Origin of the sequence: Microbacterium paraoxydans, from assembly GCF_020524545.1 — a bacterium.
Taxonomy (GTDB): Bacteria; Actinomycetota; Actinomycetes; order Actinomycetales; family Microbacteriaceae; genus Microbacterium; species Microbacterium paraoxydans_C.
This window is the reverse complement of record NZ_JAIVLG010000012.1, coordinates 35,534-48,775: the sequence shown is the minus strand read 5'-3', so window position 1 is coordinate 48,775 and position 13,242 is coordinate 35,534. Positions and strand designations below refer to the sequence as shown.

The 13,242-nt window shown below is 63.2% G+C and carries 15 protein-coding genes; 2 read left to right on the top strand and 13 right to left on the bottom strand.

Annotation, left to right across the window (positions count from 1 at the left end; all coding sequences use genetic code 11):
• The first annotated feature begins 147 nt into the window (after positions 1-147).
• On the top strand, positions 148-666 hold the full coding sequence (locus tag LC041_RS16915; RefSeq protein ID WP_226534287.1) for a MarR family winged helix-turn-helix transcriptional regulator: 519 nt from the start codon (positions 148-150) through the stop codon (positions 664-666).
• Positions 663-1,466 carry an SDR family oxidoreductase gene (locus LC041_RS16910; RefSeq protein ID WP_226534286.1) on the top strand — a complete coding sequence of 268 codons (804 nt, stop codon included), beginning with the start codon at positions 663-665 and terminating at the stop codon, positions 1,464-1,466. The genes LC041_RS16915 and LC041_RS16910 overlap by 4 nt, the downstream gene beginning before the upstream one ends.
• A 526-nt stretch (positions 1,467-1,992) precedes the next feature.
• Here the strand turns inward: LC041_RS16910 and LC041_RS17260 are convergent.
• The 13 genes from LC041_RS17260 to LC041_RS16850 all read right to left on the bottom strand — a co-directional run bounded on the left by LC041_RS17260 (position 1,993) and on the right by LC041_RS16850 (position 13,088).
• Entirely contained in the window at positions 1,993-2,127 is a 135-nt protein-coding gene (locus LC041_RS17260; RefSeq protein WP_264189508.1) for a hypothetical protein, read from the bottom strand.
• A 76-nt stretch (positions 2,128-2,203) separates the two neighbouring features.
• Complete coding sequence (locus tag LC041_RS16905; protein WP_226534285.1) at positions 2,204-2,599, bottom strand: hypothetical protein; 396 nt, start codon at positions 2,597-2,599, stop codon at positions 2,204-2,206.
• Positions 2,596-3,075: a hypothetical protein gene (locus LC041_RS16900; RefSeq protein WP_226534284.1), complete on the bottom strand. Its 480-nt coding sequence runs from the start codon at positions 3,073-3,075 to the stop codon at positions 2,596-2,598. Before LC041_RS16900 ends, LC041_RS16905 begins: the two co-directional genes overlap by 4 nt.
• A gap of 200 nt (positions 3,076-3,275) precedes the next feature.
• Positions 3,276-3,773, bottom strand: coding sequence for a hypothetical protein (locus LC041_RS16895; protein WP_226534282.1), 498 nt, complete (start codon positions 3,771-3,773; stop codon positions 3,276-3,278).
• Entirely contained in the window at positions 3,773-4,102 is a 330-nt protein-coding gene (locus LC041_RS16890; RefSeq protein ID WP_226534281.1) for a hypothetical protein, read from the bottom strand. The genes LC041_RS16895 and LC041_RS16890 overlap by 1 nt, the downstream gene beginning before the upstream one ends.
• 8 nt (positions 4,103-4,110) lie before the next feature.
• Positions 4,111-5,550 carry a purine-cytosine permease family protein gene (locus LC041_RS16885; RefSeq protein ID WP_226534280.1) on the bottom strand — a complete coding sequence of 480 codons (1,440 nt, stop codon included), beginning with the start codon at positions 5,548-5,550 and terminating at the stop codon, positions 4,111-4,113.
• Between the two features lie 38 nt (positions 5,551-5,588).
• Positions 5,589-6,455, bottom strand: coding sequence for an arginase family protein (locus tag LC041_RS16880; protein ID WP_226534279.1), 867 nt, complete (start codon positions 6,453-6,455; stop codon positions 5,589-5,591).
• Positions 6,456-6,534: 79 nt separating this feature from the next.
• A complete protein-coding gene (locus LC041_RS16875) occupies positions 6,535-7,551 on the bottom strand; it encodes an ABC transporter substrate-binding protein (protein ID WP_226534278.1) in 1,017 nt (338 codons plus the stop codon).
• A 134-nt stretch (positions 7,552-7,685) separates the two neighbouring features.
• Positions 7,686-8,534, bottom strand: coding sequence for an ABC transporter permease (locus tag LC041_RS16870; protein ID WP_226534277.1), 849 nt, complete (start codon positions 8,532-8,534; stop codon positions 7,686-7,688).
• Positions 8,531-9,352, bottom strand: coding sequence for an ABC transporter ATP-binding protein (locus LC041_RS16865; protein WP_226534276.1), 822 nt, complete (start codon positions 9,350-9,352; stop codon positions 8,531-8,533). Before LC041_RS16865 ends, LC041_RS16870 begins: the two co-directional genes overlap by 4 nt.
• Before the next feature lie 14 nt (positions 9,353-9,366).
• Positions 9,367-10,632 (bottom strand): amidohydrolase family protein, encoded by a 1,266-nt coding sequence (locus LC041_RS16860; protein ID WP_226534274.1) that lies wholly within the window; start codon positions 10,630-10,632, stop codon positions 9,367-9,369.
• Between the two features lie 12 nt (positions 10,633-10,644).
• Positions 10,645-12,012 (bottom strand): aminopeptidase P family N-terminal domain-containing protein, encoded by a 1,368-nt coding sequence (locus LC041_RS16855; protein ID WP_226534273.1) that lies wholly within the window; start codon positions 12,010-12,012, stop codon positions 10,645-10,647.
• A 95-nt stretch (positions 12,013-12,107) separates the two neighbouring features.
• Positions 12,108-13,088 carry a LacI family DNA-binding transcriptional regulator gene (locus LC041_RS16850; protein ID WP_308012795.1) on the bottom strand — a complete coding sequence of 327 codons (981 nt, stop codon included), beginning with the start codon at positions 13,086-13,088 and terminating at the stop codon, positions 12,108-12,110.
• Positions 13,089-13,242: the final 154 nt, after the last annotated feature.

The window sequence follows — 13,242 nt, the reverse complement described above, 5'->3', positions numbered from 1 at the left end:
GCAAGGCAACGAAGGAGTGACTGTCGCCGACAAGTCTCGCGCTATCGCACCAGGGTTTGCGAGGAGGCACTCACCCCGTACGGGTGAGCGTCTCTCACATGGCGCTTGGATAGTTGCCTCACGCAACTGTACTGATAGCATAAGCTCGTGACCGTCCCCGACGAGATCGACCACATTCGCGATGCGCTCGTGCGCGTCGTCGCCGAGTGGACCCGACGCGACCTGCAGGTGACGATCGCCGCCACGATCGACGATGCGCTCGATGCCGCCGAGACCCGCGCTCTGTACCTGATCGGCATGAACGGCGGCGCACTGGGCTTCGGCCAGCTCGCCGAGCGCGCGGCACTGTCGAACCCGACCACGTCGAAGCTCGTGTCGCGCATGTCCGCGCAAGGCCTGGTCGACCGCGTGCGTTCCGGTCGCACGGTCGAAGTGCGGCTGACGGCTACTGGTACCGAGACCTACACGCGGCTCGTCGCCGCGGGCCAGCATCTGGTGGGCGGAGCCCTCTCCGGTTGGACGCCGGAAGAGATCATCGCGTTCCAGGCGCACCTGAGTCGTTTCGTCTCCGCGCTGACGCAGACCAGCCGCGCCGCCGTCGCGCTCCTCCCCTCCGATCCCGTCACACCCACACAGCTCGTCCCACCCACACAGGAGGAATCATGACCCGTACCTATGTCGTCACCGGCGCCGCATCCGGCATCGGCGCCGCGACCGCCGAACTCTTGCGCTCGCAAGGTCACACCGTGATCGGCGTCGACCTGGCAGGCGTCGAAGTCTCCGGCGACCTCTCCACCCCCGAGGGGCGTGTCGCCGCGGCCGAGGCGGCCATCGAACACAGCGGCGGCAGCATCGATGCGGTCATCGCGTGCGCCGGCATCGCAGCGCCGATTGCGAAGACCATGGCGATCAACTACTTCGGGGTCACCGAGTTCCTCACGGCCCGGCTGCCGAAGCTCAGCCTCGCCGACCAACCGCGCGCCGCGGTGGTCTCCTCGATGGCCTCGCTGCAGCCCGTCTCGGCTGAGCTCGTCGATGCCGCCCTCAGCGGCGACGAGGCCCTGGCGTTGGAGATCGGCGGTCAGCTCGCTGCCACGCCCGAAGCGGGATTCCTCAATTACTCCTCGAGCAAGCGCGCCCTCTCACGCTGGGTTCGCCGCGAGTCCGTGTCCGAGGCCTGGGCCGGCGCTGGAATCCCCCTCAACGCCGTCGCCCCCGGCACCGTCACCACGCCCATGACTTCGGGACTGCTCGCGAGCCCCGAGGGCTTGGCTCAGGTCGACGCAGCCGTGCCGATGCCGCTCAACTACCACCAGCCGGCCTCGTCGATCGCGGAGCTTCTGGCGTGGTTGACGAGCCCGGTCAACACGCACATGGCCGGGCAGACGATCTATTGCGACGGCGGGGCTGATGCCGTGCTCCGTGGAGATGACATCTGGTCCTGGAACGACGCCCCGCGCGAGTGACGTCGCGAGCGACGCGCAGGTTGCCGAGCCGAACTACCTCCCCCGGGACGACGGAACCTTCGCCCGCTGCTGCCGACGTCGATGGATGAAACGAACGACCCCTCGCACAGCGAAGAAGACAGTCGCGAGGATCGCCACGACAACCAGCAGAGTGATGACAGGCGACTCGTTCACGGTGGATGGCTGGCGCCAGGCACCGCTCGACCGGCTCTTCACAAACGTGAAGAGCCGGTCGGAAACCTTTTCCGACCGGCTCTTTCAATCCACGAACAGATTGCCCTGCAAAAACGAACAGGACACACTGTGGGTGTGTTCGTTTATCCCGGAACCCCCTGAGCCTCAAGGGATCCCGCCCACCGGCTTTCAGGGCGATTCCACGCTAAGCCCGAGAAAGTTCCACGGATATCTGCTTTCTCCAGATCAGGATCGGTTTCTCGCTGCATGTTCTCAGAGTGTCCGTAGGCCACTTTTCTGGCCTGTTCTTGGGGCCGTTTCACCGCTCGGCCATGCGCGGTCCACCGCCCGCTCAGAGGGAGTGAGCGAAGTCCTGGACGGCGTGCGTGAAGCGCGTCGCGTACTCGAGGACTTGACTGCGCAGTGGGCTCCGCCCCTCGGTGACGCCCTGGCTCGAGGTCAGCATCCAATAGATGCTGGCGTCCATGTTCGTCTCACCTTTACCACCGTGATGCGCGGCGACCGAGTTCCGGATTTGCCTCAGCGTCGTCATGAAGTCCGTGTCAGCGTGGATGGGCTTCAGCGCCTCTTTCAACACCTGGTTCGCGGCAATGTAGCTGGCGGGTGACGCGTGTGAGGCGGTGCCTGGCCTGCCCGTCTCGCGGATCGCGTCGCTGATCTGTTTCGGCACCTTCTGGAGTGCTTCGTGGAGGTGGGGTGAGGTACTTCTCCCAGATGTATCGGTCGCCTGGCGACGTCATCAGTCGGTGCACCAGCACCTTGGTCTCGTAGTCGACGAGCGCCAGGTAGAAGGTCAGCTCGACGCCAGGGCGGTGCGACTCCCAGTCGTCCCACTGCTTCAGCGAGAAGATGGCGTGCGCCACATCCTCGGCGACCTTCCGGGCCGCATCCACAGATCGGTGGAATCTCGGCTCATCGAACTCCGCTTCGAAGCTCACGCGAGCATCGGCATTCGGCTGAGCGAGGCGCCCAACGCCGGTGCCGCGTCAGGGCGGGAGCACTGCACCCGCCAGTTCAGCCCCCGGGAGCTCGTGAGGTCGAGGTTGCTGTACAGCATGATGGGCAGGACCGGGTTGTTGGAGAAGCGGCGGTCGGGGCCGCCCTTCTTGTTGACGTACTGCCAGGTCTCGCCGACCTTCACGGAGTCACGCGGCATGACGCCCGGAGACTCGATGAAGCGCTGCTGATGACCGCGAACGCCCAGATGCGTGTAGGAGACGTCGGTGTACACCTTTCCTTCACGCACGAGGACGCGATCCGGCAGGAAGTGGATACTCGCTTTGCCGGCGACCACGGTGGGCACGGCCACGTTCGTCGCGAGGTGCTTCGGACCGGTGAGGGAGGCGCTGGCGTCGACCTTCGTGATGATGTTGCTCGCCCCAGCGTTGCGCTTGTGCTGGTGGAGGGTGTGCACTTGCCCGGAGGCAACGGTTCGCCACAGTTTCGTCGCGTCGGTGAACCATCCCCAGTTCGTGACGAGCTCGTCGAACTGTTGAGCGGCGGCATCGTTGACGTCGTAGAAGACGACGGCTTTGGTTTTCGCAGCGTCTCGTAGGAACAGCCACCAGCACAGCGGGATGGCGAGAACCCAGATGATGAGGCCGAAAGGGAGGGCTACTTCCAGGCCAGTGCGCCGTACCCGACCAGGCTCACGACGAAGAGCAACAGCGCCCCGGCGTACAACACCAGACGCACCCGCACGTGACGGTTCGCTAGAGCGACGAGCGGAGACAGGACTACGACAATCGGCAAAAGGAACCCCAGCGTCGTGACGACCGTGAGTGTCCCGGATCCCGAGGAATCGTGGAGAACGCTTGCCACCAGCACGACAGCTGCGGCGATGACGACCGCGCCCAGGTCGCCGAACAGAACGATTCCGACTCGATGAGAGAACCGCGTGAGCAGCCCGCCCAGTCCTCGTACAGCCGCGCCGGCCGCGAACGCGGACATTGCCGCTGTCGCTGCCGACGAGAAAGTCGCCAGCGAAGCCCCGTCCGCCGCCCAGCTGACGAGACTGATCACGCCCGCGATGACGGTAACCGCCGCCCCCGCAGTGAGAACATGCTCTGCGCTGGACACCTGTGGCCGCAGCCGGGGTTCGCTAGTACTCATCAGTAGACGGCACTCATTTCATAGAAGTCGAGCGGGCAGAAGGCGTTACCCAGAAGGCAGTGGAAGCCCTGGTTCGCCCGACGAGAGATCACGCGCCAGACGTTGTTGCCGGAAGCGTTCGTGAACGCCCCGTACAGCTCGTGAGCGGGCGCCGGACGCCGGTACCCGTTCGCGGTGATCGTTCCACTGCGATAGAACTGCACCCACTCTCCGTAGCTGATCTTTCCACCGTAGGCCACGTCGAAGAACTGGCATCCGGGGTTCCCCGCGTTGTGGCGGAGAACGATCTGCGCGTAGGAAGCGCCGGCCGACGGCTTCTCGAACTTCACGGAGGTAGCTACCGGCGTCCCGGCTGGCGAATCGTTCCAGTCTGCACCGGGCTGGCGTCGACAGCGTCAAACTCTGGGCGCAGGTCCACCCGCTTGCTTAGAAGCATATAGACCACCGCAGAGACGATGAAGCCCGCGACGAAGCTCACGTCCGTGCCACCAATGAGGGCTGCAAACGGCCCGGTGTAGAAGGGAACAGCAACGAACGGGATCATGAAGAGCAGGCCGACCAGGTAGCTGATGAGCCCGTTTGCGTTCCACTTCCCGTAGATGCCGCCATCCTGCTTCAAGATGTCTGTGATCGAGTACTTGCCGCGTCGGACGAAGTAGTAGTCGGTGAGGTTGATGGCAGTCCACGGGATGAGGAGGTAGCCGAGCAAGGCAAGGAAGACTCCGAAGTTGCTGAGGATGTCGTCGGAGACCAACAGGCTTGCAGCGATGACGATGGCACCCGCGATACCAAGCGCGATAGCTCGCAGGCGCGCGGTGGGCTCAAGGTGTTTGAAGGCTTCGATGCCGCTGAGTGCGGCGATTGATCCGCTGTACATGCCCTGCGTGAAAGTAGCGAGCGTCACCACAACGGCGATGATGAGCATGATGGTGCCGAGGCCGAATCCGAACTCGTTACCGATCTCCGCGAGCGCACTGACAGCATCTTGTGCGGGGAAAGCGGTGACCGCAACTGCCCCGAGGCTCTCGATCCAGGTTGCCGAGATGAGCGTTCCGCAGAATACAGAGACAACGACAGCCTTGGTTCCGATGCGAGTCGGGAGATATCGGGTCATGTCAGACACCATCGGGGCGAGGGCGATCTGATAACTCGCTGCGGCCGCTATCTGGGCGATGAACGCAGCCGGAACGAAGGCTCCCACGGCGAACAGTGCCGGCATGTCTAGGACAACGAAGATCGCGATGGTCAGGAACACGAGGTTTGTGACCATGAAGTAGGACGCGATCCGCTCGACAGCCATGATGAGGCGGAAGCCGACGATGGCCACGACGATTGCGACGACCCCCAGTACCAGCGGGTAGACCACGGGCTGAGGGGTGGTGATGGATCCGAGAGATTGGCTTGCCGTTTGCAGGTTGAAGATGCCGAATCCGATCTGGATGACGGCGGCGGCAGCGATGGGGATGAGGGCGCCGCGGGAACCGAACTGTACGCGGGATTGAATCATCTGGGGCAGACCCATGTGCGGGCCCTGGGCACCGTGGAATGCTTGGAAGCTCACCCCAACAACGTTGCCGATAACGATTGCGAGCAGTGTCCACCCAAGGCTCAGTCCAGCTAGTGGTCCGACTGTTCCGGCGAAGGCCGTGATGATGGTCGCGTTGATCATGAACCAGAATTGCGTCTGACCGAAAACGGATCCGTGTCGCCCAGATTCAGGGACATGATTGAACGAGTTCGTCTCGATGAGTTCGCGGGGTTGTTCGGGATGGGTCATGGCGGGTCCTCAGAGATCGGGAGGGAGGGGGTTGGGGGTTAGCGCGCGTCGAAGTCCGAGCGCATGAGTGACGTCGCCGAGATGATCTCGCGCAGCGTTTCTAGGCCCTCGGGGATGTGTTCTGCGATGGTCAGCCCGACAAGTTCGAACTCCGAGTCCAGAGACTGTAGAAGTCCTGCGACACTTCGCCAGGTCATGCCTCGTTCTTCGCCGACAGCCACTCCGTGAAACTCGTTCGCATCGAGAACATCGAGGTCGAAGTGAACGGCAATCTGGCGGACGCCTTTTCGGCGCAGACGCTCCACCACCGTGCGCGGCGAGGCCTCGACCTCGTCGACGCGGACACGATTGCTCCATACCCGGTCCAGGTCCACCAATTGCGGCACGACCTCTGCGCGAGTGCCCACCCAGACAAACTTGTCGGCCGGAACGGTCGTGGGAAGAAGCGTGTCGAGGTCGGTGGCGTCCTGGCCGCTGAGGATGGAAGCTGCGCGGGCGTTTGCGTGCGGCTGTTCATCGGCTGCCCACATGTCCGGGTGAGCGTCCACCCATACGACGCCGAATTCCGGATACTTCGATGCCAGCCATGCGAACGGTGCAATGGACACGGCGCAGTCACCGCCGATGGTGAGGATGCGCTCAGGGGCCGCACGGTCGATGAGGCTGACGGCCTGCTGGAGCTGCGCATGCACCTGGTCGTAGGAGGAGGTGTGATTGGTCTCGGGGCTTTCGAGTAGTCCTGACCGGCCCGCGGGTGGTACCGGGACAGCGACTGCTTCGCTCACCATGTGCCCCGGGGCTGGGATCAATTGGTCGAGCACCATTGCTCCGAGCCGATAGCCGGTGATATCTCCACCTTGCCATTGCGGGAAGGAGAGCCGGAGGGTGCGAGGGGTCTTCGCCATGGTGTTCTTTCGTCTTCGAAAACGCTCTGGGGACGAAACTGGGCACGCGACACCGGTCGCGTGCCCAGTCTTACGGTGCTCAGGTCAGCGGGGCGTTGACCCAATCGAGCAGGTCTTGATCGCCAGTGAGCTGGTTATAGATCTCTTCGTCAACATAATGCTGGTCCACGTCGACGCTTTCCGGGAGGACTCCGTCAGTGACGTTCTGGGCTGCGTAGAAGTCGATGGATTTCTTCCAGTACAGGTCGCTGTTCGGGTTGTAGGTGTCGTTCTCCCAGCGATCCAAGGTCGCGAAACCGAGGAAGTCGTTCAGCAGCTGCTCGATCTCCTCATCGGAGAAGGTGGAGCCGGAGTTCTTGTTGATGAGTTCCGTGATGAGCGGCACGACGTCGTCGGGCTTTTCGGTGACGTACCGAGCGACGCGCGCCCACAGCGCAGCCATCTTGACCATCGTCTCGGGGTTCTCGTCCAGCCAGTCCTGATCGACGGCCATCGTGTCGTACCACAGACCTCCCGGCCCGAGAATCTCGGCACCGCCCATGTTGACTGCACGGTCCGGGTAGTCGCGCAGAAGCTTGGACTCCTGGGCGAGCGAACCCATGTAGAAGTCTGCCTGCCCCTGCAGGAAGGCCTGACCAGCACGGGCGTCGTCGGCGACGTCGAGGATCGTGACGTCGTCTCGGGTGAGGCCAGCTTCATCCAGCAGGCCGTTCACGAGTGCCCCGAATGCCGATTCTCGCAGAACGAACGTGCGGCCCTTGAGGTAGTCGAAGACTTCCTGCCGGGCGTCCTCCGGTCTCGCCCCTTCTTCGACCAGGGCGTCGTAGCTGGGCGCCCCGTCCTGTCCGACGAGAATGAACCCCTTGAATTGGCTGATGATGAGGGCGTCTCGTAGGTCGGGGGATTGCGCGAGATACGGGAAGTTGCAAGCGCCGCAGGTGCTGATCATGTCGAGGTCGCCGCGTGCGAGAGACTGGACGGCCGTGTCCACTTGGGGAAGGTAGGTGAACTCGAGATCCAGCCCGAGTTCTTCCGCCATCCCGCTTTGCTCTGCGAACTCCCACGCCACGTACTGATGCAGCGGCTGCACAGACATCCTCACCGTCGTGAGGTCATCAGCTGCGGATTCAGTGGGGCTTCCCGCACATCCGCTGAGGGCGAGAGCCACAGCAGACAGGCCGGCAAGGGCGGTGAGAAGGGATCGGGTGGTGCGCTTCGTGTGTTGCATCGTTACTTCACTCCTAGGACAGAACCAACTTGCGAGGACAACTGGTTGCGACCGGTCCAGCGCAGCAGTCGCCGCTGACCGATCCGGATGAGGGTGTCGAACAAGAACGCGATGAGGCTGTAGATCACGACGATGACGAGGATTCCGGCAGTGTCCAGGAACGTCTGCCGGTTGAGCATCAGGTAGCCGAGGCCGTCCTGCGCGCCGATGAACTCCGCCGCGACACCGAGCCCCCAGGAGGCTGCGGCACTCACTCGGACTGCACCGACAAGGTGCGGGGTGATGGACGGAACGATGACAGTCCGGTAGATGAAGCTGCGGCTGGCACCGAGATTCAGTGCGGCCTTGACGTACACCGGGCTGACGTTTCGGATCGCTTCCAACGTCGTCACCACCAGCACGACGAAAGTGCCGAAGGCGACGAGGATGATCTGCGGTGTCGTACCGAGACCGAACCAGAGGATGAAGAGCGGAATGAGCGCGAAGACTGGTACCGGGCGCAGCGCCTCGAACACCCCGCCGAACAGGTTCCGGATCCTGAAGCTGTAGGCGAGCAGGAGCCCGACGACGATGCCGCCGAGCGTGCCGATGAAGAAGCCCGCGAGGGTGAGACTCACCGTCATCCCGATGGCGCTCGGCAGCAGCGGCGCAAGCCCCACGAGGCTGTTCCAGAACATCTCAGGGCTCGGCAGGAAGAGCGTGTCGATGAGGCCCGCGGATGTCACCACCGCCCAGAGGACGAGGAGCGCGACGGGTACGACGAGCGCCTCGACGGTTCGAAGGCTCCGGCTGCGCCACACGCTCGGCGGACGACGGTACCGGGTGGAGATCTGAGTAGTCGTAGACATCATGCAGCCTTCTGGTTGGAGGGGTCGCTGGCGATGACATCAACGAGCTCGCGACGGAGCTTCTGGAACTCCGGGGATGTCTTGATCTCCACCTCTCGATGCGCGCCGAATGGAACGTCCGCGAGAGCAAGGAAGGGACCCGCACCCTTGCGAAGAATCGCGATGCGAGTGCCGACGAACAACGCTTCCTCAAGATCGTGGGTGACGAACAGAGACGTAGAGCTCTGCGCTTCACTGATCTCGCGGAACTGCACCTGCAACCGCTCCTTCGTCATGACGTCAAGTGCAGCGAATGGCTCGTCCATCAGGATCGACTCCGGCCGAAGGACGATGGCTCGGGCCATGTCGCAGCGCTTGCGCATTCCGCCGGAGAGCTCTCGCGGATAGGCGTCTGCGAACTCAGTGAGACCGACTAGGTTGATGGCATCGTTGACGAGCTCGGCTGTCTCCTGCTTCGAGACTCCACGGACGCGCAGTCCGTACGCGACGTTCTGGCGAACGGTGTACCAGGGGAACACCGCGTCCTCCTGAAAGACCATCACACGGTCCGCGCCCGGGCCTGAGATTTCGCTCCCCTGGAGGAGTGCTTTGCCCTCAGTTGGCTCAAGAAATCCTGCTGCGACGTTCAGCAGCGTGGACTTCCCACACCCGCTCGCTCCCAGCAGGCAAACGATCTCACCCTTCTTCACATCTAGGTTGATGTCGGACAGGATCGCCGGGCCGCGCTCGCTGTATCGCAGCCCGACGTCCTGGAACCGCATGTACGGTTCGTTCGCGTCGTCTTCCCTCAGGGAGACGCCGTTGTCGTTGAGGAGTGTCATGGTTGTGTTTTCTTTCAGATGAGGATGTTGCTGCCGTGTCGGATGAGGTGCCCGTTCTTCACGACCAGTGACGGCCGCTGAAGGGACGTGATGTCCGCGGTGGGGTCACCGGGGACCGCGATGATGTCGGCGTACTTGCCGACCTCGAGTGTGCCGGTCTCGTTCTCGACGCCGAGGGCTTCCGCACCACGGGCTGTACCCGCCACGAGCGCTTCTTCCGGGTCCATGCCCCACTCGACTGCGTACTGGAACTCGCGTGCTGCTGTGTCCTGCGGGTGTGTGGGGTAGCCGATGAGGTCTGAGCCGAGGACGAAGCGAACGCCTGCAGCGAGGCTGCGCACGAAGTCGATCTTCATCTGCTTCGTGTGGCGGTCGAAGACGTCCCGCTCCCATTGCGGGTAGTTGTACTCAACGTATGCGGCCTGGTGGCTGTACAACTGCGAGATGGTCGAACCGACGAGCTTTCCGGAGGCTGCAAGTCGCGCTCGCGTTTCCTCGGTGATGGCGTAGCCGTGCTCGATGATGTCGATGCCGCCGTCCAGGGCCAGGACGACCGCCGCTTCACCGATGCAATGTGCGCTGACCTTGATGCCGTGGATGTGAGCTTCGTCGACTGCAGCCTCGACCTCTTCGAGTGTCATCGCCGCAAGTTGCATGTTGGGGTCGTCGCCCCAAGCGTGGTACTGGTCGTCGATATACCCCTTCGAGAGGCCCAGCTTGATCACGTTCGCGCCGGAGCGCGTGCGACGACGGACGATTTCACGCATCCCGTCCGCGCCGTCGGCGATGATGTCTCGCTCACGAGCCCACTCGATAGGGAGGTCCGTGTACTCCCAGGTGCCGTTGGTGGTGGTGATGAATTCCCCCGCAGTCACCAGCTTCGGCCCGGGGATGTGCCCTTCGTTGATACCCCGGCGCACGTCCGGTCCGATGGACGAGCCGAGGTCTCTTGCGGACGTGATGCCCGCGAGCAGCATCTTGCGGGCCTCGCCTGCCGCTCGAAGCGCACGGTACGACTCGGTCTCCTTCGGAAGCCGCTGGAGTTGATGACTCGGCACACCAAAGAAGTGCATGTGTGAGTCGATAAGCCCTGGCATGAGAGTGGAGCCGGATGCATCGACGATCTCCACGTCAGCGGCGAACGTCTCGGACTCCCGAGGAACAATCCGCTCGATTTTCGTTCCGGTTACGACAATGTCGGCGGCATCCTTCACGGGCCCGCCCGTGCCGTCAACGATCCCGTCGCCACGAATGACGATGGTCTTGTCTGCGTGTGTCATGGTCTCGGCTCCTTATCGGGTGAGGTTGCGTGCACCGTCGAGCACGTACGGGGTGTGCCAGAGAGGGGTGTTGCTCAGCGGCAGGAGGGACTCGTCCAACTGCACGCCGATGTTGTCCGCGAGGAAGGTGCGACGTGCCTGGATGCGGCCCCACAGCTCCGGGTAGATGTTTGCGATCTCGTCTCGAAGCGCGGCGTCCGCGAGGACGAGCCCGTCCTCGATACCGACCTCGACGTCTGCGCGAGCGGTGACGGGAATGACGTCGCACTGCAGCATCGAGCCGGAACGGAGGGTCTGGTGGTCGTCCTTCCAGAAGTTGCTGTTGCTCCACTCTTCGTAGTGCAACTGGTGACCCGGGTTGAGGGCGAACTGCCACACGGAGTCGTCCCGGATCCCGTCGACGACATCGAACACGTCTGCCGTGTCGGCGCCGACGCGCACCGTCTCGTGCCATGCGGTCAGCACGTCGAAGTAGTTGAGGGTGAGCGCGTTGAACAACTCAGCCTGCTCGGGCTTGAGGTCGCTCTCGCTGCCGGCAATAACTCCGACGCGTGCAGTCAGGCCGCCTTGGATGCCCTGGGCGAGCTGGAACTTGTCGCCGAGGCGCGCGGGAAGCGGTCGCGGGGAGCCGAGTCCGACGCGGTCTCCGAAGTTGAGCATGCGGTGCACGGTTTCGGAAACTCCGCGGCTGAAGTAGCCGTCGCTGAGCTCGTCGGCGTTCACGCCGGGAGTGATGCCCTCCATCGCGCGAAGGACGCTGAGCGAGAGAACGCTGGAGCCGAACTCGAACCGTGAGATGTCGTGGACCGTGGCCACAGAGCGAAGTCCAAAGTCGGGGTGGGTGAACAGGTCCTTTGCGTCGCGCAATTCGCCGTTGCCGACGAGCCTGCGCAGAGCATCGACGAGGTACGCCGGGGCGGAGAACTGCGGTGCATCCGACTCGAAGAACGTTGAGGTCAGACGCTTCTGGCCGTTCACGCCGACCGTGGAGCCGGCGCTCACACCGGCATCGCGCAGCAGGCTCTCGAGCGTTGAAGCAGCGTCGCGCCGCTGGCCACCCGGGCTGAGCTCCTGCCAGAGAGCGACCTTGTGCCCGATCTCGCGGTTCGGACGGCCAAGATTCTCGTTGCCGAGGATCACCGTGCTGTCGTCCGCCGTGAGAACGAGCAGACCCTCTTCGAAGCGCGGGTCGATACCGATGAGGTGATACAGGTCACCGAAGTACTCCCGGTCGCCGTAGACCACGAGGGTGTCGAGACCCTTAGCTTTCATCAGCTCGCGAGCCTGGGCAATGCGCTGCTGGTACTCCTCCACCGTCGTCTCTGCGGGGTTCTCACCGAGACCGAAAACGGGAAGGGGGACATGTGCGTAGCGAGCCATGAGTAGGGCACCTCTCTGTGTAAAGCGATTGCACAGAGCATGCACCACGCAAGCAACGTTGCGCAAGTGTTTCGTGATCGTTGTTTACGAGTTCGTTACATGGGGTTGGTTGCGGAGCTGCGGACCTGGAGGGTCACGGGCAGGACCAGATCGGAGACTTCACCGGAATCCTCACCAGCCAGACGGCTCAGAAGGATGTCGATGGCGCGGTCTGCCATCTTGTCGCGTGGCAGTCTCACCGACGTCAAGGCGGGCGTGAGGAACTGTGCCATCGAGATATCGTCTGAACCAACAATCGAGAGCTCGTCCGGCAGCGTCACACCGAGGTCTCGTGCTGCCCAGTACACCCCAAGCGCAATCTCATCGGCTGTGACGTAAATGGCTGTGGGACGGTCCGTCTCGAGCAGCAGTTGAGAGAGCGCGGAGTAGCCAAAATCGCGACTGATCTCTCCGAAAAGTTGCAGGTCCGCGCGCGGTTCGATGCCGCACTGGCGCAGCGCGTCTTCGAACCCTGAGCGAGCAGCAAGATTCGATTCCAACCAGGAAGGCCCCGCAATCATCGCGATGGAACGGTGTCCGAGGCTCGCCAAGTAGGCGACCGCCTGATGGGCGCCGGAGCGGTAGTCGACGCGCACGCTGTCCAGCTCCAGGCCGCGGACAGGTTCAGCAATTGCTACGACCGGGATCCCCGCCTCTTGGAACTGACGCACCCCCTCGTTGTGCTTGTTCGTTCCCGCGAACACCACACCGGCCACCGGCAGTGCGAGAAGTTGTTCGATGAGTGAGCCGCGCTTGAAACCACGACTGCGAGTCGTACAGATCACCGTTTCCAATCCGGCGCGCTCAGCGGCATCAGCGACGCGATCTGCGAGGTCTGCGAAGTAGGCGATTTCCACTCGCGGCACGACGATGGCGATGAGCGGCGTCTTCCCCGAAGGCTCCTCGGTCTGCGGCTTGGAGTACCCAATCTCGGCCATGGCCGCGCGGATACGTCCCTCAGTCTCAACAGCAATCTCAAGCTTCCCGTTGAGATACCGGGAGACGGTGGAGGGCGCTACGCCGGCGATTTCAGCCACCGCGTGAATGCTCGGGCGGCGCCGCTTACGGGGTACAACATCAGATGCCATGACCCCACGATAGAACGTTGCGTAACGTTGCGCCAGCTTGACGCGTGAAGCGTACCCGCGCGGCCGGACTCTCGGTTCCAGCCCTACTTCTCCGCTTCAACGC